Below are 24,420 nucleotides of genomic sequence, written 5' to 3'. Positions count from 1 at the left end.
ATAAAGCATTAGGTGAAGAAATTTGAAAAATTTAATGAGTTTAGTCTTTAAATATAAATTATTTCCAATTTTTATGGGGATGACTAGTGTATTGTTAGCCATATGTGTAGTGATTCAAAATATTGGAATTGCTGGGTTTTTGAATCAAGTCTTGTACCACAAGGTTTCAGCTATTTATCCATTGTTATTTACTATTTTAATCGTATTAATTTTGAGAGTAACGTTTAATATGTTGAATCAACGATTAGGTGATATTTTAGCTTACAAAGTTAAACATGACCTTCGTCAAAAAATAGTAACAAGTAAGTCTAAAGCTTCAATTGGCGTACAAACAAACATTTTAACTGAAGTTATAGATGGAATTACACCCTTTTTTAATAATTACTTGCCACAAGTGTTTAAATCTATGTGCATACCTTTCGTCATTATTATTGTAATGTGTTTTATACATCTTAATACTGCTATTATTATGGCGGTTACTGCACCATTTATTCCATTATTTTATATTATTTTTGGCTTGAAAACACGAGACGAATCTAAAGAACAAATGACGTATTTAAATCAATTTAGCCAACGCTTTTTAAATATAGCTAAAGGTTTGATTACTTTAAGACTATTTAGACGAACAACGGAGACGGAAAATCGCATATATAAAGAGAGCACACGCTTTAGGGATTTAACGATGAAAATTTTGAAAAGTGCATTTCTATCTGGCCTTATGCTTGAGTTTATAAGTATGTTAGGTATTGGTTTAATTGCACTAGAAGCGACGTTAAGTTTAGTCGTGTTTCACCATATCAACTTTAAAATTGCTGTAATTGCGATTATTTTAGCGCCAGAATTTTACAATGCAATTAAAGATTTAGGTCAAGCCTTCCATACTGGTAAACAAAGTGAAGGAGCAAGTGATATTATTTTTGATTTTTTAAATAATGTTGAAGAATCAAATATCAACACGCCTACCATAAATCAGAATCAGCAAAATCAAATTTATTTCGATAAAGTAAGTTATCAATATCCTAATACGACTCTATATGCCTTAAAAGATATAACTTTTTCGATCAATCAAGGAGAAAAAATTGCAATTGTTGGTCCAAGTGGCGCTGGAAAATCCACATTAGCGAATCTTATTCAGCAAATGATAACACCTACAAAAGGTCGCATTATATTTAATTCTGAAGTTACAGATATAGGTATGTTAAACCAACGGCCATATATTTTTTCAGCGTCTGTTAAAGATAATATTACAATGTTTAATGAGGTTTCAGATGAAAAAATTTTACAAACTTTAGAAACAGTAGGACTTAAAGAAAAGATTTTAAGCTTAAATAAAGGAATTCACACTGTAATTGGTGAAGGTGGGGAAATGTTATCTGGTGGTCAAATGAGAAGAATAGAACTTTGTAGAGTACTATTACTACGTCCAAGTATTCTAATATTTGACGAGCCTACTACAGGTTTAGATATTGAAACTGAACGTGTTGTTCAACAAACATTAGAGCATAACTTTAAGCATGCTACCACAATTACAATCGCACATCGTAATTCGACTATACGTCGTGCAACCCGACGTTTATATGTAAAAGAAGGTCATCTTATTAAAGATGATAATCGAATTTCTACGCAATTAAATAAGGTGGTGAATAAAGATGAAACCACATATTAAATTTCATTTAGATAAAGATTTATTTTTAGCAATATTAGTAAGCATTACCGGAAGCCTAATAGCACTTACAATGTTCTTTTTAAGTGGATATATGGTAACTCAAAGTGCACTAGGCATGCCTATTTATGCATTGATGATACTTGTCGTTTCTGTAAAATTATTTGGATTTTTACGTGCTATGACGCGATATGTTGAAAGGTTATTATCCCATCGAACTACATTTACAATGTTAAGGAATATAAGAGTACAGTTTGTAAAGCAACTTTTTCCAAGAGTGCCTAATATTTATCGTAAATTTAGATCGAGCGATTTAATCTCAAGAATGGTCAATAAAGTAGAGTCACTACAAAATATATATTTACGTGTATATTATCCTCCTTTTGTAATAGGTTTAACTGCGCTAATTGCTGCTGTTGCATTAATTTATTTTAGTATTGCTCATGCTATTTTAATTGTCATAAGTATGCTATTTTATTTATGGATTATACCATGGCTAAGTGCTAAGCGTGTACGCATACTTAAACAACAAGTTACTACTCATGAACAAAAAATGTTAGGTGAGTTTTATGATTATAAAGCGGGTTATCAAGAGTTAATTACTTTTAATCAACAAGATGCATATAAAAAGAAAGTCGTTAAGTCATTAGAATACTATGATAGATTACAAGCTAAAGAAAATCGTTTTTTAACATTTTATGATTATATATTGAATCTCATTTCTATTATAACGATTTTTTTAAGTTTAGCTTTAGCCGTGGTACAAATTGAACATGGATATTTAGATGTTATATATGTAACGAGTATGATATTAATGATTTTAACTTTGTTCGAACAGGCTATTCCAATGAGTAATTTTGCTTATTATAAAGCAGATACAGATCAAGCGTTAACAGATATTAATGAGGTGTTTCATTCTTCGATCACTACACCTAAGTTAACTGTACAGACGAAACAAGAACCTGTATTTAGTATTTCTAATCTAAAATTTAAATATTTTAATCAAGAAACATTAGTATTAAACGATATTAATTTAACCATCCATAAAGGTGAAAAAGTAGCTATCATTGGACCTTCTGGTTCAGGGAAAAGTACGTTAATGCAACTGCTATGTGGATTATATGAAATAGAAGAAGGTCGTGTTGAGTTATACGGACAATCTATTACTCAAATTAATGAAAACGATAGATATAATGAAATCAATGCGTTATTACAATCCCAACAAATATTTGATGGTACTGTTAGAGAAAATTTATTATCTAATCAAAAAGATGAAAACTTAATCGATGTTTTAAATATGTTGAATTTAAGTTACTTAAATTTGAACACGCAATTGACTTTAGATGGAACTTCTTTATCTGGCGGTGAAATTCAACGTTTATCTTTAGCACGTTTATTTTTAAAATCATCTAACATTTGGCTATTAGATGAGCCAACTACAGCGCTTGATGAAGATAATACGACCAATGTAATGAAAGAAATTAACAAGCAAGCAGAAACATTAGTTGTTGCTACACATGATTTAGACTTACTTCCATATTTCGATACCATTATCGTAATGGTTGAAGGTGAGGTTGTTGAGTACGGAGATTATGTATCATTAAGTCAAAATAAGGGTTATTTAAATCGCATGATTCATATTAATAAATTATAAAATAAAAAACCTGAGATAGCTTTAAAAAATGATCTCAGGTTTTCTACTATTGATAAATATATAAATTACATTTTGAAATGAATAACTTTAATTAGTTTAGTACTAGCATGTCACATTATTTGTTTTCGGTAAAAGCAGTAATAATTTTACCTAATAGACGATTAAGTTCATGGACTTCATCGTTACTCAAAGAAGAAGCGATGGCAACTTTTTGAGATGCATCACTTAATTCGGGTTTAATATTTTCACTTTTTTCAGTAAGATGAATAAATACTTCACGTTGGTCAATTTCAGAACGTTCCCGTTTAATTAAATCAACGTTCTCCATTCTTTTTAGTAAGGGTGATACTGTACCTGTATCTAAAGCTAATTCAGTGACTACTTTCTTAACATTTACAGGGGATTCTTCCCATAAAATACTTAAAACTAAGAATTGTGGGTAAGTAAGATTGTACTTTTTAAAGACTTTGTTTGAATAGTAGCGATTTACTTGTCTTTGTGCATTGTACAAACTAAAACAAAGTTGCTCTTTTAAATTGTGTTGTTCAGACATTAAAGTTCTCCTCCAGACATTTATCCGTTTCTCTTTATTTCGGATTAAAGTTCGTCTATGTTGTGTAAAATATAAATTATCACACACTTCATTTCAATGCCATGCTAAAATTAAAGTATGCTTAAATTTTAGAAGAAAACACTATTTTAATCAAGTGTAATCTAACGTACATTTTTATAATATTAATTTCAAATACATTTTATATAGAAATGAGTTTTTAAAATGATAAATAATAAAAAACAAAAAATATCTATTACAATAATTAGTGGCTTTTTAGGAAGTGGTAAAACTACACTTTTGAATAATTATATAAGCCAATTATTAAAAAAAGATGAGAAAATAACAATTATTATGAATGAATTCGGTTCTTTTGACGTTGATAGTTTACTTATCGAAGAAGATATTACTGTAAAATCATTAATCAATGGATGCGTATGTTGTGACTTAAATAATGATTTAGTATTACAATTACAATCACTTATTAAAGAAGGTGAAAGTCAACACATTCTTATTGAATCGACTGGAATTGCACATCCTTTAGAAGTCTTTGCAGCGTGTCAAGATCTAACAATAGTTAATGACGTGGAAATTCCTAAAATAATAGGCCTTGTTGATGCGTTAAGATTTAATAATAGAATGAAATATACGGTAGAGACGAATGAGTTAATGAAAGAGCAAATTAAATATAGTGATATAATTATTCTTAATAAAATGGATTTAGTGACCCAAGTAGAATTAGAAAATATAAAAAAACAATTGGTTTCTATTAATAATAAAGCAACGATTTACGTGACTACATATAGTAAATTAGATGATGTAGTAGTGAAAAATAAAGCTGCTGATATTAATAGGCATGTTCATGTCCACCATCATAATGTACAATCTATGAAATATACGTTTAGTTCTCCTATTGATCGACAATTATTTTACCAATTTATAATGCGTTTGCCAGATGAAGTATTCAGATTAAAAGGATTTGTAAAATTTAAAGATCAGTCGGATTCAACATACGAATTTCAATTTTCAATGGGATTACCTACTTATGGAATAACTGATAGAGAAGTTCCATTAACTATTGTTATTATTGGTGAAATGCTTGATACAACACGTTTGAAAAACCAGTTAGAAATGATTCAATTTACTTAAAATGACTCCTTAATTGTTATGGGAGTGGTTATGAGTATTCTAAATTTCTAATAAATATGTCATAGTCTTGTCATGAGAATAAAAAAATATATCATTTATAATAGAATAAGGAGGATATATTAATGAATCATAATGAAGATAAACGCACTAAACAAATTCGCTTTGAGTTTAAGTGGATTACAATCCCATATTTAATTTTTGCAATTATTATTCTATTGTTAAATATCTTTTTTACAAATATAAAAATCACAATGGCACTATTTGGATTGTTCTTTGGTTATAATTTAGGAATATTGTTTATCGCATTTATTAATAAGTACAAACGTACACTCATATTAACGCTAATTTTAACTATTTTAAGTGCAGCAACTTTCTTTACTTTACTATACGTTTTTGGACTTAATAGAGAAATATTTGGTTAATAAAAGTATTAATCACATTATATAAATTAAGTGAAAGGAGTCACTTTAGAATTTGTATTGAATTCTATAGTCACTCCTTTTAATTTTAAGATAAATAGGGTAGTTAAATTATTAACAAACATCAGTCTAGGAGTGAAAATATGAATATTGGCGTCATTCTCAATAGAGTATTTAGAATAAATAATAATCCATTATTCGAATATATTAATCAACAAAAAGATGCATTTGATAAATGCTATCTTATAATTCCTAAGGAAACATTTGAAGAGAAAGGTACAGATAAAAAAGCAAACTATTATTATGGCACTTTAGAAAAATTTTTATATAAGTTGAAAGAACATCATATAGAGCCATATGTCATCGATTACAGTGAACTAGGTATGTTTTGTACTGAACATGATATTAAAGAAATAGTTATGGCTGGCGATATCATGAGTTATCATCAAGAAAGATATGATATTCGCCACTTAAAACAAGCGTTTAAAAATCACGATATACCCGTAATAACTATTAACGTTAATCATTATTTTAAGCCAAGTAACACTATGAATCAGCAAGGACAACCATATAAAGTATTTACAAGTTTTTATAAAGCACACCGTTCAAAACTTAGACAGCATTCTCCGTATCAATATCAATTAAGTGATATCGCTAATAAATGTAGCCAATCACAACAAACGATAACTAATGATTATCATCATGATGGACAATCAGAAGATCAAGCGTTAAACAATTGGAAAGATTATTTAAATCATAGTATTCAAAACTATAAAAAGGATAGAGAGTATCTTCCGGAAATACTCACTAGTCAATTAAGTATTGTTCTAGCATATGGTCTAATAGATATTAAACAAATTATTACAGATTTATTAGAACGATATGAGGAAAATGAAAGTAATTACGAAAGTTTTATTAGAGAAGTAATGTTTCGTGAGTTTTATTATGTTCTTATGGCCCAATATCCTCATATTGCACATGAAGCATTTAATGAAAAATATCGTACTATACAATGGTCATATAACAAAGAAGAGTTTAATCGCTGGTGTGAAGGTCAAACTGGTTTTCCTATTATTGATGCTGCCATGAATGAATTAAATGAGACAGGATTTATGCATAATCGCATGCGAATGGTAGTCTCTCAATTTTTAACTAAAGATTTGTTTATTGATTGGGCTTGGGGCGAAGATTATTTTAGAAAAAAATTAATCGATTATGATGCAGCTTCAAATATACATGGTTGGCAATGGTCAGCTTCAATTGGGACAGATGCTGTGCCGTATTTTAGGATGTTTAATCCTATTAGACAAAGTGAACGTTTTGATAAAGACGCTTTATATATCAAAAAATATATTCCTATATTCGATCATGTGCCCGCAAAATTATTACATCACCCATTTCAACATCAAACACAATTAGTAAAAAAAGGAATACAATTAGGTAAAGATTATCCTGAACCAATTGTAGATCATAAAGTTGCGCGCGAACATGTGATGACAATATTTAAAAATATATAAAAAAAGAGCTGGGAAAAGGAAACAGAGTTCAAATTGAGTTCATGCTTCCACCCCTAGCTTTTTTAAATACATAACTAAACGTCTTATAAAATTTTTCTACATGAATAGACTGTATTAAATAGAAATATATCAATGTGCCATTCTTATCCCTTTAATGAATAATAAAATGACAAATTGAAGTAGCATCATTAATGAAATAAATATTAAACTACTACCATTTAAGGCACTAATGACTTCTATGATAATAGTAAATGGACGGGTAATTAAATGAACAGTATGAAATCTCAAAAATCTACCCATAAATATTCCTAAACCATTTAAAAACATAAGTGCTATTAATAAACATCGATTTAACCATAGCTTTGAAGTGAAATGAGATAAATGAACAAATATGAGAGCCATGCAATAAATCGCAAAAAATACACTTAGCAGTAAGAAAGTAAAGTATAACCATTCTATTAAATTAAGTTGGACGTAAAAATCAAATGTAAACTGATTGAGATGAATAAGATCAGTAACCATGTAAAATGTATTGGGCACTAATAAAATAAAAATAAGAGCAAAAATAATAAATATAGGCCATTCAAACTTTTTTCTAGGTTTAAATAAATCTAATAAGAAACATAATTCAAGTGGAATGTAAGCTAAAAATAAATTTAAGCTTACAAAGTTAAATACACGCGTTTCAAATAATGATATTACAAAAAGAATAATAAAATAGATTCTTGCAATATAACGTGAAGTCATAATATGCACTACTTTCTAACGATTTAGTTGAATTATTATAGTAAAGGTTAAAGTCGAAGTAATCAAGAAAAAAGAAGGTAGAATAATTAAAGTTAGAGAAGCATTAATAATTGTAAAATAGATGTGTAATCTGTAAGAAAAGAATCTCAATGATGTTAAATAAAAGTGATAACATATTGTAATGAAGCGGTTGAATTGAGGTTTCTAATCTTGATTGAAAAAGAAATTTTACGATTTTAATCAGTTGAGTCTAGTCTACGAGTCAAATGTTCGATTGATATCACAATCAGTCATCGTAATGAAAATTTCACTTGTTGTTGAAACCACAGCTTTTGTTAAATGTCCACTTAACGTCTCAAAATATTGAGAACCAATGTACCATGTAAATGTGCAAATGGTTAATTATCAATACGAGAAATATTCCCTAATAAACTTGTTCATTCTAATGTTTCATTTATTTCTTTTTTTCATATTCATTTGTTTCCAAATTATAATAGTTTAACACGACCTCATCACAAGCTCCGATACCACTCACTGAATCAAATTTAATATGTTAATTTTGAGCAAAGTGAGTAACCTCTTTTATAATATCTTCTCCATGTTCTAAAACAAGAAGAGAGTGTTGTCCGTTTTTGGGCATCTTATTGTCTTCATTTTTATAATTAGGATAATTTAATTATATATAACATAAATTTAAAATACTTTGAATAAACTATTAAGTAAGATAGTATATTTTAAAATAAAAAATAATATATAATAGTATCTAAATGAAAGATGAAAAATTTAGAATTTTTAACTTTTCTCAGAATATGAATTAGATGAATTTCATTAAGCGTATTTAATTATAGATAAAAGAGAGGTGGTCTTCATGAAAAAACAATTATTTACATTATATTTTAATATATTTTTAATATTCGTTGGAATTGGCCTTGTTATTCCTGTTCTTCCAGTATATTTGAAAGATTTAGGGTTAAAAGGAAGCGATTTAGGAATTTTAGTAGCTATTTTCTCATTGTCTCAAATGATTATTTCTCCTTTTGGAGGAAGTTTAGCTGATAAATTGGGTAAAAAATTAATTATTTGTTTAGGATTAGTATTTTTTACAATCTCTGAATTCTTATTTGCTATGAGTCATTCTTTTATACTTCTAATAGTATCAAGAATACTTGGTGGTTTTAGTGCAGGGATGGTAATGCCTGGTGTAACAGGAATGATTGCAGATATTTCTATAGCTAAAGATAAAGCGAAAAATTTTGGTTATATGTCTGCAATTATTAACTCTGGTTTTATTTTAGGACCAGGAATTGGTGGTTTTTTAGCAGAAGTATCACATCGTCTTCCATTTTATTTTGCAGGTGCATTAGGTATTATTGCGTTTGTTATATCTGTAATATTGATTCGCCAACCGCAAAATACAGCGGAAAGTCATCATATTCACTTTGAAACTAAAGAACTTTCTAAAATCCAATGGGGTGTTTTTATTACTCCAATTATCTTAACATTTGTACTTGCTTTTGGTTTGTCTTCTTTTGAGACGTTATTTTCTCTGTATACTTCAGCGAAAGCAAACTACGCACCTGGCGATATTTCAATTGCTATTGTAGGTGGTGGTGTTGCAGGAGCAGTATTCCAAATTTTCTTTTTTGATAAATTTATGAGATATACCACTGAACTTACATTTATTACTTGGGCATTATTATATTCTGTCATTGTTATATTTAGTCTTATAATCGCTCATAGTTACTGGTCAATTATGTTAATTAGTTTTATTGTCTTTATTGGATTTGATTTAATTCGTCCAGCGCTAACTAATTATTATTCAAATATAGCAGGTAATCGACAAGGTTTTGCTGGAGGACTTAATTCTACATTTACAAGTATGGGTAATTTTGTAGGCCCATTGGTAGCAGGCTCGTTATTTGATGTTAATATTGAATTTCCTTTATATATGTCTATTATTGTAATGTTATTTGGGGTAGTAATTATTTTCATAGAGAAAAAGTTACAGTTAAATCGTAGCAGATGTGATTAAATAAGTTTTATATAATAGAAATGTAACAATAAAAAGTCGTTAGGTAATATAACTGTTACAAAGATTACAATTATTTTAAATTGCCTTCTACTGAATTATTTTATCTATATTTGTATGTTAAGATATAAAAAAATTCAAAGAGAAGTGTGGGTAAGGAGATGAATTTAAAAAATATATTGTTAAGTGTGGTAGCTATCATTTTATCAATTTGTTTGGCATTTCTATTATTTATCGCAACGAATCAAAATGCCTTAGCTAAGGTACATCGAACAATTTCTACTTTTTCAAAAGTCGGAAGTATTGTCGAAACTAAAAATATATTAAATATAAACAGCAATCACACCGCCGAAGCTTCTGAGAAAAATCAAACGCAATACAAAGCAGATATTCGTCAAAATCAAAACGTTAATTATAGGTTGACTGAGAAAGCTCAAGAAAAATATTTATACTCAACAGAGGAATGTAAAACGATAGTTGAAAATTATATGCAACAAAATTATAAACAGCCTGTAAAGTTAGAGGGTTTGAATGAAACTAATCAAGCCATCACTTTTGAAGCGTATCCAGAAAACAAAAAAGCTGAAGATATAACAATTAATAAAGTGGGTAAAGTTGAGATAATTTCTGCAAATTAAGTTAAATAAAAATGTAATGTAAAATCAGAGTAAGAAAGTGAAATCTAAAGGTTTCTATCTTACTCTATTTTTTATTTGTCACAAAGAGTAGTAAAATTAGATATATAAAGAAGATAAATGAGGTGTTACATTGAAACATAAGAAAACCAATGCAATGAGAATGCTTGATAGAGCTAAGATTAATTATTCAGTAAATACATTTGAAATAGGTGAAGAACATTTAGATGGAGAAACAATTGCGGAATTAGTGCATGCGAATGTGAAAGACGTTTATAAAACATTAGTGTTAGAAAATGCTAATCATGATCATTTTGTATGTGTTATACCAGTTAGTGAAACATTAGACTTAAAAGAAGCGGCACATGTCATAGGTGAAAAGAAACTTAATTTGATGCCGATGGATGATTTAAAAAAAGTTACTGGCTATATAAGAGGAGGGTGTTCTCCAATAGGAATGAAACATTCGTTTCCAACGATTATTGATGAGTCAGCTTTATCACGAGACAAAATCAATGTGAGTGGTGGTCAACGAGGCATGCAAATTATACTTGAACCTAATGATTTAATTGCAGTTACACAGGCACAAACAGCACGTATTACTCAACATTAAATGTATTAGCAGAGTGAGCAATGATATACATTGTGAACACTCTGTTAATTTTTCGGTTTTTTTGAACGTTTTTGAACGTTTTTGATAATTTTTGATTGAAATATGTAAGCGTGAACACTATAATAAAAGTTGTAAAGGAGTGTTAAAGATGATTTCTGAAAAACGACAAAGTTTAATTTTACAAGAACTTAAGAAAAAAGATTTTTTATCACTCCAAGAGTTAATTGAACGAACAGGTTGTAGTGCTTCAACTATAAGAAGAGATTTATCAAAGTTACAACAACTTGGACGTCTTCAACGTGTTCATGGTGGTGCAACACTTAATAGTCATAGAAACCAAGAACCTATTTTATCTGAAAAACTGTCTACAAATCTAAAAGAAAAAAGAGAAATTGGAAGAAAGGCAGCTCAGCTCATTGAAGATAATGATTATATTTTTATGGATGCAGGTTCATCTACAATTGAGATGATTCCATTTATAAAAGCACAAGATATCGTAGTGGTTACAAACGGATTGTCTCACGTTGAAAGATTACTTCATCGAGGTATTAAAACCTTGATGATTGGTGGAGAAGTAAAAGCTACCACTTTTGCTACTGTCGGAGCAAGTGCCCTTGAAGTTTTAAGACGTTATTGTTTTGATAAAGCTTTCATAGGTATGAATGGCTTAGATTTGAATCATGGATTAACCACACCAGATGAAAAAGAAGCATTAATTAAAGAAAGAGCAATACATCAAGCAACCACATCTTATGTTTTATTAGACCATTCAAAATTAGATGAAACATATTTTGCGCATGTCTCAACCAAAGCATGCCATGTTGAGTACATCGTATCTGAGCAATTACGTCATCATAATCGCTACAACGAATACAAAGAGAAATACCACTTTTTAGGAGGTTAATTATGATATATACAGTGACATTTAATCCATCTATTGATTACATCATGTTTACTGATGGATTTGAGCTAAAAGGGCTTAATAGAGCTAGAGAAACATACAAATTTGCTGGTGGAAAAGGTATTAATGTTTCTCGCGTCTTGAAAACCTTAGATGTTTCATCTACGGCATTAGGATTTGCTGGAGGTTTTCCTGGGGAATTTATTTCTAGCATTTTGGAACAAAGCGATATTAATACGGAGTTTATTAAAGTAAATGAAGATACTCGTATTAATGTTAAATTAAAATCCGGCGATGAAACTGAAATTAATGCACCTGGTCCGAATGTGACGTCTGAGCAGTTTGAAGCATTATTAAATCAGATTAGACATACTTCTAAGGAGGACACTGTCATTGTAGCAGGAAGTGTTCCAAAAAGTATTCCGAGTGATGCTTATGCTCAAATTGCAAAAATCACTCAAGAAACAGGTGCAAAATTAGTAGTGGATGCTGAAAGAGATTTAGTTAATACAGTGTTAGAATATCATCCTTTATTTATTAAACCGAATAAAGATGAATTAGAAGAAATGTTTGATGTCACAATTAAATCAGATCAAGATGTCGTTAAGTATGGTAGAGAAATAGTAAAAAATGGAGCTCAATCTGTCATTATTTCTTTAGGTGGAGATGGTGCCATATATGTTGACGAGACAAGAAGTATTAAAGCCCAAAATCCTAAAGGTGAAGTTGTAAATACAGTAGGATCTGGTGACAGTACAGTTGCAGGTATGGTAGCGGGTCTTGAGTTGGGACTATCACTTGAAGAAGCATTTTGCCAAGCAGTAGCTTCAGGTACGGCTACGGCATTTAATGATGACTTAGCATTAAGAGAAGATATAGAAAAAATCAAGTCACAAGTTACAATTTCTGTACTTGATGGGGAGTGATAGAGTTGAGAATAACAGAATTACTTACAAAAGAAACTATTGCTATGGATTTATCAGCTAGTGAGAAAAATGGCGTCATTGATGAATTAGTTAATCAATTAGATTCAGCTGGTAAATTAAGCGATATAGCTCAATTTAAGGAAGCGATTCATAATCGTGAGTCACAAAGTACAACGGGAATTGGTGAAGGAATAGCCATTCCACATGCTAAAGTAGCAGCAGTGACATCACCTGCGATTGCTTTTGGTAAATCAAAAGAAGGTGTGGACTATCAAAGTTTAGATGGTCAACCTGCGCATTTATTCTTTATGATTGCAGCACCAGAGGGTGGCGCACAAACACATTTAGATGCATTAGCTAAATTGTCAGGCATTTTAATGGACGATACAGTAAGAGAAAATCTATTACAGGCTAATTCGAAAGAAGAAATACTTCGTATTATTGATGATGCTGATGATGAAGCAACTAAAGAAGAAGAAAAAGAAGCTCAAGAACAAGAGGCTGAAGCACAAGCAACAACTGGCGCATCAGCGAATGATAATGCTAACGAACCTTATGTTTTAGCTGTAACAGCGTGTCCAACAGGTATTGCACATACGTATATGGCCCGTGATGCTTTGAAAAAACAAGCAGAAAAAATGGGAGTGAAAATAAAAGTTGAAACAAATGGTTCAAGTGGTATTAAAAACCATTTAACTCAACAAGATATTGAACGTGCAACTGGGATTATTGTAGCTGCCGATGTTCATGTAGAAACAGATCGTTTCGATGGTAAAAATGTAGTTGAGGTTCCAGTAGCAGACGGGATTAAACGTCCTGAAGAGTTAATTAATACAGTACTTGATACAAGTAGAAAACCATTTAAAGCACATGGTGGACAAAAAAATACAGATAAAGATAGTAATGATGAAAAATTAAGTCCAGGTAAAGCATTTTATAAACACTTAATGAATGGTGTTTCTAATATGTTACCACTTGTTATTGCTGGTGGTATATTAATGGCGATTGTATTCTTATTTGGCGCCAACTCATTTGATCCAAAAAGTCCTGAACACAATGCGTTTGCAGAACAATTGTGGAATATTGGTAATAAGAGTGCCTTTGCATTAATTATTCCAATCTTAGCTGGTTTTATTTCTCGTAGTATTGCAGATAAACCAGGTTTTGCAGCTGGCCTAGTTGGCGGTATGTTAGCAATTTCTGGTGGCTCTGGGTTTATCGGTGGTATTATTGCTGGTTTCTTAGCGGGTTATTTAACACAAGGTATCAAATATATTACTCGTAATTTACCTCAAGCAGTTGAAGGTTTAAAACCAACATTAATTTATCCACTATTAAGTGTGACAATTACTGGATTATTAATGATTTATGTATTTAATCCACCTGCAGCATGGTTAAACAATCTATTATTAAATGGTTTAAATAGTTTATCTGGTTCTAACATTATGCTATTAGGACTAGTTATTGGAGCTATGATGGCAATTGATATGGGAGGTCCATTCAATAAAGCAGCTTATGTATTTGCGACAGCAGCTTTAACTGAAGGTAATGCTGCACCAATTAACAGCAGCAATGGTTGGTGGTATGATTCCACCATTAGCAATTGCCACAGCAATGTTTATCTTTAAACGTAAATTTACAAAAGAGCAACGTGGCTCAATCGTACCTAACTATGTTATGGGTCTATCATTCATCACAGAAGGTGCTATACCTTTTGCAGCTGCTGACCCATTACGTGTGATTCCATCAATGATGGTCGGTTCAGGTGTTGCTGGAGCGATTGCATTAGGACTTGGTTCAAGAATTAATGCACCTCATGGTGGTATCATCGTTATAGCAGCCACAGACTTTAGTCATATTATCCAAACTATCATTGCTTTAATTATAGGTACACTTGTTTCAGCAGTACTTTATGGTTTACTGAAACCAAAATTAACAGAACAAGAAATTAAAGCTTCAGAATCTATGGATGAATAATAAACATTAATTTAATGAGCCTGAGACATAATGAGTTGTCTCAGGCATTTTTTTATATATTGATATTTGGTCATTGAATTGAAAACGTGTTGCATCAAGATTATTTCAAGGAGTACTAGCATCGAAATCTTTGTAAAAAAGCAATGTTCAAAGAAATTTGGGGTGGAGTGCCAACAAAAAGGGTTTCCTGGGAAACCCAACGTTCAACGAAAGCTGGGGTTGGGGCCTCAGCAAAGAGGGTTTCTTGGGAAACCCAATGTTCAACGAAAAGTGGGGTTGGGGCCTCAGCAAAAAGGGTTTCCTGGGAAACCCAACGTTCAACGAAAGCTGGGGTTGGGGCCTCAGCAAAAAGGGTTTCCTGGGAAACCCAACGTTCAACGAAAGCTGGGGTTGGGGCCTCAGCAAAAAGGGTTTCCTGGGAAACCCAACGTTCAACGAAAGCTGGGGTTACATTATCGAAGGGATTAACGAATTCTGTCCAATCTTTTATTATATAGTTAGTATATAATTAAAAAGACATAGATATATATGTACTTGACTATTACTACAGATTAGGTTTAAATGGGAATTTGAGTTTAAGAAACAAATAACCATCCTGGAGTATTATTGTACTTTTATAGCATTTAATTAAAAATTCCTCACATATCATTTCTCTGATTTTCTTAAAAATTTATTACAAGGACTATTGAAGTATATATGAAATAGTAGTAAGAAAATCATTATATAATGCTTTTTAAATGATTTTAAATGTTAAAAGCTTTCTTATTCTTATTTAACCATTTAGTATAGAAATATGGTATTATTAAAGTAATACATTTTTTTTGGGGGTGTCTTAATGGGAAGGTCTTAACATGCGTTTATAACGGTGATAAGTATGACGTATTAAATTCGTGTTACTCATTAGAGACACATAATATTTGGAGGTGAATCCCTAGAAATAGGGAACTAATTGGAAACAGTGACCATAATTAATTTAGTAATATTTTTTCTATTAATCGCTTTAACAACCGTATTCGTTGGATCTGAATTTGCATTAGTAAAAGTACGTTCAACAAGAATTGAACAACTTGCTGATGAAGGTAATGGAAGTGCAAAAATTGTTAAAAAGATGATTGCTAATCTTGATTATTATTTATCAGCATGTCAACTTGGTATTACAGTTACATCTTTAGGTTTAGGTTGGTTAGGTGAACCGACATTCGAAAAACTATTACATCCACTTTTTAATCTATTACATTTGCCAAGTGCAGTGACTACAACCATTTCATTTGTGATTTCGTTTATTGTTGTAACTTATTTACATGTAGTGTTAGGTGAGTTAGCACCTAAATCAATAGCAATACAACATACTGAAAAACTAGCATTAACTTATGCTAGACCATTATATTATTTTGGTAATGTCATGAAGCCATTAATATGGTTAATGAATGGTTCGGCACGAGTAATTATTAGAATGCTTGGTGTTGACCCTGATGCGCAAGCAGATGCAATGTCTGAGGAAGAAATTAAAATCATTATTAATAATAGTTATAATGGTGGAGAAATTAATCAAACAGAACTGAATTACATGCAAAATATCTTTTCATTTGACGAAAGACATGCGAAAGATATCATGGTTCCACGTACACAAATGGTAACGTTAAACGAACCATTTAATGTTGACGAATTACTTGACACGATTAAAGAACATCAATTTACACGTTATCCAATTACTGAAGATGGGGATAAAGACCATATAAAAGGTTTTATTAATGTAAAAGAATTTTTAACAGAATATGCTTCAGGTAGAACAATTAAAATCTCTAATTATATTCATGAATTACCTATGATTTCAGAAACAACTCGTATTAGCGATGCATTAGTTTCAATGCAACGTGAACATGTTCATATTAGTCTTATTATTGACGAATATGGTGGTACTGCCGGTATTCTAACAATGGAAGATATTCTTGAAGAGATTGTCGGTGAAATCAGAGATGAATTTGATGATGATGAAATAAATGATATTGTTAAATTAGAGGAAGATATATATCAAATTAACGGACGTGTCTTACTTGATGATTTACATGAAAAATTTGATATCACTTTTGAAGATTCTGAAGATATCGATACAATAGGTGGATGGTTACAAGCACACAATACTAATCTTCAAGTTGAAGACTATATAGATACAAAATACGATCGATGGATTGTTTCTGAAATGGATAATCACCAATTGGTATGGGTTGTACTTAAATACCAATTTAATGAAACAAGACCTGTGATTAGTGATGAAGAGGAAGAAGACAATCACGATCATAAACATGAATCGGATGAATAAAAATAAAGGCACTTGGGTATGTAAACCTAAGTGTCTTTATTTGTATGCGTAAAAGAAATTAAGTTATGCTAATTTTTAGTTGAAAAAATACATTGAATAGGATGTGGCATAAATGATAAATGATACACAAGTGTTAAATAATGGTTACCCAATGCCTAAAGTAGGACTAGGCGTTTATAAAATGGAAGATGATGAGATGGAAACCGCAGTACAAACCGCATTAGAAGCGGGATATCGTGCATTTGATACTGCTTATTTTTACGGTAATGAACAAGCACTAGGTAAAGCTTTAAACAACAGTGATATTGCGAGAGAAGACGTATTTATTACTTCTAAATTATGGAATGATTATCAAGGATATGATAATACATTAGAATATTTTAATAAATCTTTAGAAAACTTAGGATTGGATTACTTAGATTTATATTTAATTCATTGGCCATGTGAAAAAGATGGCTTATATATTGAATCTTATAAAGCATTAGAAAAATTATATAATGAAGGTAAAATTAAAGCGATTGGTGTATGTAACTTTAAACCCCATCACTTAGAAACATTGATGAAAGAGACAACTATTGTACCTCAAATTAATCAAATAGAAGTTCATCCTTATTTTAATCAACAAGATGTACAAGATTATTGTGATAAACATGATATTACTGTCACAGCTTGGATGCCACTTATGAGAAATCGAGGATTATTAGATGATCCAGTAATTACAAAATTAGCAGAACAATATGACAAAACACCAGCACAAATTGTATTACGTTGGCATCTAGCCCATGACAGAATTATTATTCCTAAATCAAAAACCCCATCTCGTATTCGTGAAAATTATGATATTTTTGACTTTAATTTAGAACTTACTGAGATTGCGGAAATTGATAGTTTAAATAGAAATGCACGTCAAGGTAAAGATCCAGATGATGTAGCAATAGGTGATTTAAAATAATATAGTTTAATTATTACAAAAGCTAGAGTTAATATTAATTATTTGTTAATTACATGGTTATTAGTAGAATATTTATTGATTTTATTGATACAATATTAGAAAGAATGTAGAAAAGGATGTAATTAGATGAAAATCAGAGTCATTATACCTTGCTTCAATGAAGGTAAAGTCGTAAAAAAAACTTACGATAGATTGACTGAAATTTTGACGGAGAATAGTAACACTCGTCGTTATTATTATGACTTGTTATTTATTGATGATGGTAGTAAAGATAATACGATTGAGCATATACAAAATTTAGCGAAATACGATGAACATGTTAAATATATTTCTTTCAGTCGAAATTTTGGTAAAGAAGCAGCAATGATTGCTGGTTTTCAACACAGTGTGAATGTTGATGCAGTCGTAATGATTGATGGAGATTTACAACATCCTCCGGAATTTATACCTAAAATGATTGAAATGTATCAACAAGGTTTTGATCAAGTTGTCGCTAAACGAGATCGTAGTGGTGAAAATGTTGCACGTAAAACAATGTCAAAGTTGTACTATAAGCTCATTAATAGCTTTGTCGAAGATATTAAATTTAGTGATGGTGTAGGCGATTTTCGATTATTAAGTCAACGTGCAGTTAAATCGATTGTTTCATTAAATGAATATAATCGATTTTCTAAAGGATTATTTGAATGGATAGGGTATAATACAAAGATCTTTACTTATAAAAATGTAGAACGAGAAGCTGGAGAATCTAAATGGACATTTACCAAGTTATTAAATTATGGGATTGATGGATTAATATCATTTAATAATAAACCACTGAGAGCAATGATATATCTTGGAATGTTTATCTTTGGATTAAGCATCATTTATATTATTTATTTGTTAATAGGTATTTTAATGAATGGAATTAATCATCCAGGTTATTTTACAACAATAGCAGCTGTATTGTTATTAGGTGGCATTCAGTTAATGTCTATTGGGGTCGTTGGCGAATATATTGGGCGAATTTATTACGAAGTAAAACAAAGACCAAAATATATTGTGGAAGCTTCCAATTTAAAAACACCTATTGAAAAAGTAGTTGCAGAAAAGGAAAAAATTTATTAATAAAAAAATAAACATGTAAAAGCTCTTACATCATAGCTTCTTACATGTTTATTTTTTTAAGTCATTTTCAAAATTATTATGTTTTAGTTGCCATAATAAATATATATCAAATAAAGCATAAATAATTATGAAGATATACCAAAATGATGTTAATAAAGTCAAAAGTATAATTGAAATAATAATAATTGTATGACCAATCATAATAGGGTGTTGTAGCTTACTCAAAAATTTAAGATGATTCATTTCATTTTTTGAAAAAGTACTTATGAAATCAATGCTTAAGCCTATGATAAATATAGCTGGAGCTAAATAAGGAATAGACATATAGACTGATTGGTCGCTAGATTCAAAAGTGATAAATAATGAGCAACTAATCATAATTGCAAAAATGAATGCAAGAGATTTATACTCTGAAATCATTAAGTATATATGTTTACGATTTAAATAATATTGTAAGATTGTCCAACTTAAGAAAAATATAATTGAAGCAAATGTTATAAAATTGAACTTTTCAATCACAACACTATTAATAATAGCATTGATAACAATGGATAATAGAACGGAGTTAAACGTTAGTTGTTTGAAATGATGCCGATATAAATCAAAGCCCAGAACACATATGGTAATGGCTATATTAATAAATACATATATAATCATGTTGTACTCCTATCACGTATGTGTAGTTCATTAAAATATTATAGCAATTAAAATAAACTTAATCATTTCAAAACACTTAATAAATATTATTCTATTATAATTTACTAATTATACACCTTTCTTATTACTCCATAACAATGTATGTAACTGAGGTAAAACATACACATGATTCATATCACTGCTATTCATTACTGTGTCTACAAGAGTTTCATAGCGACCAAGTAATTTTTCGGTATGATATTCAACATCATCATCTAAATAGGGATTTCCTACTTGCAAATAAAATGGAATATTAGGATAACGATGATGAATCATTTTAGCAAATTGATAATCTTCTTTATCAAAAACAACTACTTTCAAGTTCAATGTTGATGGTATACATTGTTCTATGACACTATCTAATATTTCTAAATTAGGCACCATATTAGAGCTTGGCGGTTTAGGACTAATTGTTAAATCGTTAATTTGTCGCATCCAAGTTTGAAATTTACTGCCTTGGGTTTCTAATGCCGTAAAAATATTTTTTTCTTCAAATAAATCTACTAAATCTTGAATCCCTTTGATTAATGCAGGGTTACCTCCAGAAATAGTGACATGATCAAATTGATTACCGCCAATTTCTTTTAAACGATCATAAATGTCTTGAGCAGTTAATAACTCTATATCATCTTTAGCGCTACCATCCCACGTAAAGGCGGAATCGCACCAACTACAACGATAATCGCATCCTGCTGTGCGGACAAACATTGTTTTTCGTCCTATAACTCGTCCTTCTCCTTGAATAGTAGGTCCGAAAATTTCTAAAACTGGTATTTTTGAAGGCATTATTTAATCTCCTTTGGACGATAGACAACATAACTTGATGGTGTTTCACGTAAATAAACTTGTACACATTTAGGTTTATTGTCATACTCGTTAAGATGAGCTTGTACGATTTCAAAAATTGTCTGTGCCACAATTTCAGTAGAAGGACTTTTATCTTTAAATTGAGGTAACTCATTTAATAAATAGTGATCAAATTGGTCATGGACCAATCGTTTTAATTCCCTAAAATTAATTAAAAATCCATTATGGTCGAGTGCATCTCCAACAATAGTTAAGTTAACAAAATAAGTATGTCCATGTGTTCTCATGCATTTTCCAGCATCTTCACTAGGAATAAAATGTGCTGCTGAAAAATTGAAATCTTTATTTAATTCAAATGTATAAGGGTGATTCACTGTAGGATAAACTTGTTGTATCATAATGACGCATCTCCTTTTTGTTCTAAATATTGATGAAGTCCACGTTGTCTTAATTTACAAGCTGGACATTTTCCGCATCCATCTCCAATAATACCGTTGTAGCATGTAAGCGTATTGTGACGCACATAATTGAGAACACCTAATTCATCACTGAGTTCCCAAGTTTGCGCTTTATCTAACCACATTAAGGGTGTATGAATAACAAAATCTCTATCCATAGATAAACTAAGTGTGACATTCATAGATTTAATAAAACTATCTCGGCAATCTGGGTAACCAGAGAAGTCTGTTTCACATACACCAGTAATGATGTGTTTCGCATTCACTTGATAGGCAAGAGCCCCAGCAAATGATAAAAATAATAAATTACGAGCAGGTACAAAAGTATTTGGTATACCATCTTCCCCTGTCTCAATTGTCATGTCATGTTTTGTTAATGCATTTGGAGTAAGTTGGGATAGTAAAGACATGTCTAAAATATGATGTTTTAACCCTTGATCTTTTGCTATTTTAGAAGCTACTTCGATTTCTGTATTATGTCTTTGCCCATAATTGAATGTGACAAGTTCAACTTCTTTAAAATGTCTTTTGGCATAGAAAAGACAGGTTGTACTATCTTGACCACCACTAAACACAACAATTGCTTTTTCAGAATTCAAAACACTGTTTGGCATAACGTTTCTCCTTTAAAAGTTAATATTTTTAATTTATGATGAAATAGAATGAAAACATTTGATATAAAATATAAAAAAAGCCTATCTCTATAAAAAGATAGACTTAAAATATGTAGAACATATGTACATTAAAAAGTATGTATAAATATTTCTACAAAGGTCTAGTTTTTTATAGAGGGTTTCAGCTAGGAACCTCTTTATATTCGAATTATACGATAGATAGCTTAATATATTCATATCTTAAAATCAAGTGCTAGTTTATAGAATATTAAAGTAAGCGCTTATATAAAAATTGTATTTTAAATATATTATTTTGAAGGTTGGAAATAATTATGATTATAGTCATAGATAATAATGATTCATTTACATATAACTTGATTGATTACATAAAAATAGAAACCTCTCATTGTGTAGAGGTATTAAAGGTAACAGAAGTGACTGTAGCATTACTTGAAGAATTAACAATTGAGGCTATTGTCATCTCTCCAGGTCCGGGAAAACCAAGTGACTATCCAATTTTAAAAAGCGTTTTAGATAGATATGCCTCATCGGTACCTATATTAGGTATCTGTTTAGGGTTTCAACTCATCTATGAATATTATGGAGGAGAAATTATTCATGGACCAAAGCCTGTTCATGGTCATACAACACCTATAATCCATACAGGCAAAGGACTTTTCAAACATTTACCTCAAAATTTTAATGTCATGCGTTATCATTCCTTAATTGCTAATAGGCAACAATTACCTTCTCAATTAAATACTACAGCTACAAATAATGAAGGTATTATGATGGCATTTGAACATGATACCCTACCTATTTTTGCAGTACAGTATCATCCTGAATCTATATTAAGTGAATATGGTCATCAGCAGATTCAATACTTTATAGAGAAAGTAGGAAAAATACATGAATATTACGTTTAATTACCGTTATTATACTAACGAAGATGACTACATCGATTATCAATTGCGATTTGATCAATATATTTCAAAATCAATTGCCTATTCTTTAGAAGAAGTAGGTGAAGTTATTCAATTTGCTGAAGAACAACAGACAAAGGGGCATTATGTAGCGTTATATTTAACTTATGAATCAGCGCCATTTTTTAATAATCAATTAGAAACGTATCACTTAATAGAAAAAGAAGTATATGCTGCTGCATACGCTTTTAATCAACCCTTAAACTCTGATAATAATAAGGACAATATACAATATCATTCAGTACATCACTTTCAATTCCAAGAAAGTGACGAACAAATGAGAAGAAAAATTATTAAAATACAAGAAGCTATTACAGAAGGAGATACTTATCAAGTTAACTATACTACTCGTTTATCCAGTAAAGTGCATTATCCTATTTCAATGTTATATACCTATTTGACTCACAACAATAACGGTGGCTATACAGCTTTATTAGATACTGAAGAAGTAAAAGTTGCGTCAATTTCTCCAGAGTTATTTTTTCAAAAAGGTACATTTAACGATAAAGCAAACGTGATTGTTAGTAAGCCGATGAAAGGAACAATGCCACGTGGGAAAACTAGTGTAGAAGATCAGTTGAATTATGAAAAATTAATGTATTCTCATAAAGATAGAGCAGAAAATGTAATGATTGTTGATTTATTACGTAATGATATGTCAAGGATTTCAAAAACTGGAACCATCGAGGTTTATAAATTGTTCTTTATTGAAACGTATCAAACCGTATATCAAATGACAAGTATGGTAACAGGGCAACTAGAAGATGCTATATCTCTTCATTCGATTTTAACAGCAATGTTTCCATGTGGATCGATCACTGGTGCGCCTAAACAAAGTACAATGACTTATATCAAACACTTAGAAACCAGTCCAAGATATATTTATTGCGGCACAATAGGTTTATTGTTACCAGATGATAAAATGATTTTTAACATTCCAATTAGAACAGTAGAATATCGAAATAATATGGCTCTTTACGGTGTAGGTGCGGGAATTACCATTGATTCTGTTCCATTAAATGAAATTCAAGAATTTCGAGACAAAACCAAAATATTGGAGGAGTTATGATTGAAATTATTTGAAACAATGCAACTTAATCATGGTCATATACCAAGGTTAAACTATCATACGCGTCGACTATGTCATTCTTGTTCACAATTAGGTTTTCAGTTTTCAGAGAATGCTTGGTATAGTTATATTGAAAATTTAAAACAAAATTATAATGACCGCTTATATCGTTTGAAAGTAGAAATTGATAAAGATGGACAATTCACTCACGTTATTCAGCCATTATCTTCTAAAGACATTTTTACTGCACGTTTTAAAAAATCTAACAGTGATTATCCACAAAAATTCATTATAAATAAAACAACAGAAAGAGCATATTTAACGCATAATCATGAAACAGATTTGATACTACTGTATGATGATAGTGGCAAAATTTTAGAATTTGATATTGGAAATATTATGATTAAAGAAAATGGAAACTATTATACGCCACGATATAATAAAGATTTTTTACGAGGATGTATGAGAGAAAGTTTATTAGAAAATCATAAACTTAAGGTGAAAGATTATACTAAAGATGAATTAATGATCAAACTGGAAAATGAAGAAGTAGAAGTTTATTTACTGAATAGTCTACGTGAAGTTGCTCAGGTATCTATTTATATATAAAATACAATTGATAGATATTGTGAAA

23 protein-coding genes and 2 pseudogenes are annotated in these 24,420 nt (G+C 30.3%); 18 read left to right on the top strand and 7 right to left on the bottom strand.

Annotation, left to right across the window (positions count from 1 at the left end; translation table 11 throughout):
- Positions 1-22 precede the first annotated feature (22 nt).
- Positions 23-1,666: an ABC transporter ATP-binding protein/permease gene (locus NST64_RS09820; protein WP_107632460.1), complete on the top strand. Its 1,644-nt coding sequence runs from the start codon at positions 23-25 to the stop codon at positions 1,664-1,666.
- Positions 1,650-3,317 (top strand): amino acid ABC transporter ATP-binding/permease protein, encoded by a 1,668-nt coding sequence (locus NST64_RS09815; RefSeq protein ID WP_064207277.1) that lies wholly within the window; start codon positions 1,650-1,652, stop codon positions 3,315-3,317. Before NST64_RS09820 ends, NST64_RS09815 begins: the two co-directional genes overlap by 17 nt.
- 115 nt (positions 3,318-3,432) lie before the next feature.
- Here the strand turns inward: NST64_RS09815 and NST64_RS09810 are convergent, their stop codons facing one another.
- Positions 3,433-3,870 carry a MarR family winged helix-turn-helix transcriptional regulator gene (locus tag NST64_RS09810; protein ID WP_002449577.1) on the bottom strand — a complete coding sequence of 146 codons (438 nt, stop codon included), beginning with the start codon at positions 3,868-3,870 and terminating at the stop codon, positions 3,433-3,435.
- A 222-nt stretch (positions 3,871-4,092) separates the two neighbouring features.
- Here NST64_RS09810 and NST64_RS09805 point away from each other — a divergent pair, with 222 nt between their 5' ends.
- The 3 genes from NST64_RS09805 to NST64_RS09795 all read left to right on the top strand — a co-directional run bounded on the left by NST64_RS09805 (position 4,093) and on the right by NST64_RS09795 (position 6,952).
- Positions 4,093-5,016 carry a CobW family GTP-binding protein gene (locus NST64_RS09805; protein ID WP_107632499.1) on the top strand — a complete coding sequence of 308 codons (924 nt, stop codon included), beginning with the start codon at positions 4,093-4,095 and terminating at the stop codon, positions 5,014-5,016.
- A gap of 122 nt (positions 5,017-5,138) precedes the next feature.
- Entirely contained in the window at positions 5,139-5,438 is a 300-nt protein-coding gene (locus tag NST64_RS09800) for a hypothetical protein (RefSeq protein ID WP_002449572.1), read from the top strand.
- A 140-nt stretch (positions 5,439-5,578) separates the two neighbouring features.
- Positions 5,579-6,952 (top strand): cryptochrome/photolyase family protein, encoded by a 1,374-nt coding sequence (locus NST64_RS09795; protein ID WP_002455645.1) that lies wholly within the window; start codon positions 5,579-5,581, stop codon positions 6,950-6,952.
- Between the two features lie 129 nt (positions 6,953-7,081).
- Here NST64_RS09795 and NST64_RS09790 read toward each other — a convergent pair whose 3' ends face one another.
- Together NST64_RS09790 and NST64_RS09785 are read right to left on the bottom strand one after the other, a co-directional pair.
- Complete coding sequence (locus NST64_RS09790) at positions 7,082-7,699, bottom strand: DUF1361 domain-containing protein (protein ID WP_002449567.1); 618 nt, start codon at positions 7,697-7,699, stop codon at positions 7,082-7,084.
- A gap of 255 nt (positions 7,700-7,954) precedes the next feature.
- A pseudogene (locus NST64_RS09785) lies at positions 7,955-8,339 on the bottom strand (PPC domain-containing DNA-binding protein).
- A gap of 228 nt (positions 8,340-8,567) precedes the next feature.
- Here NST64_RS09785 and norA point away from each other — a divergent pair.
- The 10 genes and pseudogenes from norA (at position 8,568) to NST64_RS09735 (ending at position 19,159) form a co-directional block, all read left to right on the top strand.
- Positions 8,568-9,731: a multidrug efflux MFS transporter NorA gene (gene norA / locus NST64_RS09780; RefSeq protein ID WP_002449564.1), complete on the top strand. Its 1,164-nt coding sequence runs from the start codon at positions 8,568-8,570 to the stop codon at positions 9,729-9,731.
- A 158-nt stretch (positions 9,732-9,889) separates the two neighbouring features.
- Positions 9,890-10,366 (top strand): hypothetical protein, encoded by a 477-nt coding sequence (locus tag NST64_RS09775; RefSeq protein ID WP_049418733.1) that lies wholly within the window; start codon positions 9,890-9,892, stop codon positions 10,364-10,366.
- A 154-nt stretch (positions 10,367-10,520) separates the two neighbouring features.
- Positions 10,521-10,976 carry a Cys-tRNA(Pro) deacylase gene (ybaK, locus tag NST64_RS09770; protein WP_172457931.1) on the top strand — a complete coding sequence of 152 codons (456 nt, stop codon included), beginning with the start codon at positions 10,521-10,523 and terminating at the stop codon, positions 10,974-10,976.
- 148 nt (positions 10,977-11,124) lie between these two features.
- Positions 11,125-11,880 (top strand): DeoR/GlpR family DNA-binding transcription regulator, encoded by a 756-nt coding sequence (locus NST64_RS09765; protein ID WP_002449563.1) that lies wholly within the window; start codon positions 11,125-11,127, stop codon positions 11,878-11,880.
- Between the two features lie 2 nt (positions 11,881-11,882).
- Complete coding sequence (gene pfkB / locus NST64_RS09760) at positions 11,883-12,803, top strand: 1-phosphofructokinase (protein ID WP_002449570.1); 921 nt, start codon at positions 11,883-11,885, stop codon at positions 12,801-12,803.
- Between the two features lie 5 nt (positions 12,804-12,808).
- Positions 12,809-14,780 (top strand): annotated as a pseudogene (locus tag NST64_RS09755) (PTS fructose transporter subunit IIABC).
- A 244-nt stretch (positions 14,781-15,024) separates the two neighbouring features.
- Complete coding sequence (locus tag NST64_RS09750) at positions 15,025-15,288, top strand: hypothetical protein (RefSeq protein ID WP_206749257.1); 264 nt, start codon at positions 15,025-15,027, stop codon at positions 15,286-15,288.
- Between the two features lie 441 nt (positions 15,289-15,729).
- Positions 15,730-17,100 (top strand): hemolysin family protein, encoded by a 1,371-nt coding sequence (locus NST64_RS09745; protein WP_002449560.1) that lies wholly within the window; start codon positions 15,730-15,732, stop codon positions 17,098-17,100.
- A gap of 112 nt (positions 17,101-17,212) precedes the next feature.
- Positions 17,213-18,052: an aldo/keto reductase gene (locus NST64_RS09740; RefSeq protein ID WP_017175966.1), complete on the top strand. Its 840-nt coding sequence runs from the start codon at positions 17,213-17,215 to the stop codon at positions 18,050-18,052.
- A gap of 126 nt (positions 18,053-18,178) precedes the next feature.
- Complete coding sequence (locus tag NST64_RS09735; protein WP_049418618.1) at positions 18,179-19,159, top strand: glycosyltransferase family 2 protein; 981 nt, start codon at positions 18,179-18,181, stop codon at positions 19,157-19,159.
- 48 nt (positions 19,160-19,207) lie between these two features.
- Here the strand turns inward: NST64_RS09735 and NST64_RS09730 are convergent, their stop codons facing one another.
- The 4 genes from NST64_RS09730 to queC form a co-directional block, all read right to left on the bottom strand.
- Positions 19,208-19,816, bottom strand: coding sequence for a hypothetical protein (locus tag NST64_RS09730; RefSeq protein ID WP_002449079.1), 609 nt, complete (start codon positions 19,814-19,816; stop codon positions 19,208-19,210).
- Between the two features lie 108 nt (positions 19,817-19,924).
- On the bottom strand, positions 19,925-20,641 hold the full coding sequence (gene queE / locus NST64_RS09725; RefSeq protein WP_049418620.1) for a 7-carboxy-7-deazaguanine synthase QueE: 717 nt from the start codon (positions 20,639-20,641) through the stop codon (positions 19,925-19,927).
- On the bottom strand, positions 20,641-21,060 hold the full coding sequence (gene queD, locus NST64_RS09720; RefSeq protein WP_049418621.1) for a 6-carboxytetrahydropterin synthase QueD: 420 nt from the start codon (positions 21,058-21,060) through the stop codon (positions 20,641-20,643). The genes queE and queD overlap by 1 nt, the downstream gene beginning before the upstream one ends.
- On the bottom strand, positions 21,057-21,734 hold the full coding sequence (gene queC / locus NST64_RS09715) for a 7-cyano-7-deazaguanine synthase QueC (RefSeq protein ID WP_002449071.1): 678 nt from the start codon (positions 21,732-21,734) through the stop codon (positions 21,057-21,059). The genes queD and queC overlap by 4 nt, the downstream gene beginning before the upstream one ends.
- A gap of 332 nt (positions 21,735-22,066) precedes the next feature.
- On the opposite strand from queC, the gene NST64_RS09710 reads away from it, so the two are divergent.
- From NST64_RS09710 to NST64_RS09700, 3 genes are read left to right on the top strand one after another with little or no spacing between them, the layout of a single operon-like run.
- Positions 22,067-22,660, top strand: a complete 594-nt coding sequence (locus NST64_RS09710) for an anthranilate synthase component II (protein ID WP_002455637.1) — start codon at positions 22,067-22,069, stop codon at positions 22,658-22,660.
- Complete coding sequence (locus NST64_RS09705) at positions 22,644-23,786, top strand: chorismate-binding protein (protein WP_002449090.1); 1,143 nt, start codon at positions 22,644-22,646, stop codon at positions 23,784-23,786. The genes NST64_RS09710 and NST64_RS09705 overlap by 17 nt, the downstream gene beginning before the upstream one ends.
- Positions 23,787-24,395, top strand: a complete 609-nt coding sequence (locus NST64_RS09700; RefSeq protein ID WP_002449082.1) for an aminotransferase class IV — start codon at positions 23,787-23,789, stop codon at positions 24,393-24,395. It abuts the gene before it with no gap.
- The last annotated feature ends 25 nt before the right edge of the window (positions 24,396-24,420 follow it).

The sequence above is a fragment of the Staphylococcus sp. FSL W8-1268 genome (assembly GCF_038003965.1).
Classification (GTDB): domain Bacteria; phylum Bacillota; class Bacilli; order Staphylococcales; family Staphylococcaceae; genus Staphylococcus; species Staphylococcus hominis.
The sequence above is the reverse complement of the archived record's forward strand: the minus strand, read 5'-3'. Positions and strand labels throughout refer to the sequence as shown.

What these genes read in the sequence shown, in the direction of transcription:
- ybaK (WP_172457931.1), top strand. Translation starts at nt 10,521, where the DNA reads ATGAGAATGCTTGATAGAGCTAAGATTAATTATTCAGTAAATACATTT.
- NST64_RS09740 (WP_017175966.1), top strand. Translation starts at nt 17,213, where the DNA reads ATGATAAATGATACACAAGTGTTAAATAATGGTTACCCAATGCCTAAA.
- NST64_RS09765 (WP_002449563.1), top strand. Translation starts at nt 11,125, where the DNA reads ATGATTTCTGAAAAACGACAAAGTTTAATTTTACAAGAACTTAAGAAA.
- NST64_RS09775 (WP_049418733.1), top strand. Translation starts at nt 9,890, where the DNA reads ATGAATTTAAAAAATATATTGTTAAGTGTGGTAGCTATCATTTTATCA.
- NST64_RS09730 (WP_002449079.1), bottom strand. Translation starts at nt 19,816, where the DNA reads ATGATTATATATGTATTTATTAATATAGCCATTACCATATGTGTTCTG.
- NST64_RS09735 (WP_049418618.1), top strand. Translation starts at nt 18,179, where the DNA reads ATGAAAATCAGAGTCATTATACCTTGCTTCAATGAAGGTAAAGTCGTA.
- pfkB (WP_002449570.1), top strand. Translation starts at nt 11,883, where the DNA reads ATGATATATACAGTGACATTTAATCCATCTATTGATTACATCATGTTT.
- NST64_RS09710 (WP_002455637.1), top strand. Translation starts at nt 22,067, where the DNA reads ATGATTATAGTCATAGATAATAATGATTCATTTACATATAACTTGATT.
- NST64_RS09790 (WP_002449567.1), bottom strand. Translation starts at nt 7,699, where the DNA reads ATGACTTCACGTTATATTGCAAGAATCTATTTTATTATTCTTTTTGTA.
- queE (WP_049418620.1), bottom strand. Translation starts at nt 20,641, where the DNA reads ATGCCTTCAAAAATACCAGTTTTAGAAATTTTCGGACCTACTATTCAA.
- NST64_RS09705 (WP_002449090.1), top strand. Translation starts at nt 22,644, where the DNA reads ATGAATATTACGTTTAATTACCGTTATTATACTAACGAAGATGACTAC.
- NST64_RS09800 (WP_002449572.1), top strand. Translation starts at nt 5,139, where the DNA reads ATGAATCATAATGAAGATAAACGCACTAAACAAATTCGCTTTGAGTTT.
- norA (WP_002449564.1), top strand. Translation starts at nt 8,568, where the DNA reads ATGAAAAAACAATTATTTACATTATATTTTAATATATTTTTAATATTC.
- NST64_RS09795 (WP_002455645.1), top strand. Translation starts at nt 5,579, where the DNA reads ATGAATATTGGCGTCATTCTCAATAGAGTATTTAGAATAAATAATAAT.
- queD (WP_049418621.1), bottom strand. Translation starts at nt 21,060, where the DNA reads ATGATACAACAAGTTTATCCTACAGTGAATCACCCTTATACATTTGAA.
- queC (WP_002449071.1), bottom strand. Translation starts at nt 21,734, where the DNA reads ATGCCAAACAGTGTTTTGAATTCTGAAAAAGCAATTGTTGTGTTTAGT.
- NST64_RS09810 (WP_002449577.1), bottom strand. Translation starts at nt 3,870, where the DNA reads ATGTCTGAACAACACAATTTAAAAGAGCAACTTTGTTTTAGTTTGTAC.
- NST64_RS09815 (WP_064207277.1), top strand. Translation starts at nt 1,650, where the DNA reads ATGAAACCACATATTAAATTTCATTTAGATAAAGATTTATTTTTAGCA.
- NST64_RS09805 (WP_107632499.1), top strand. Translation starts at nt 4,093, where the DNA reads ATGATAAATAATAAAAAACAAAAAATATCTATTACAATAATTAGTGGC.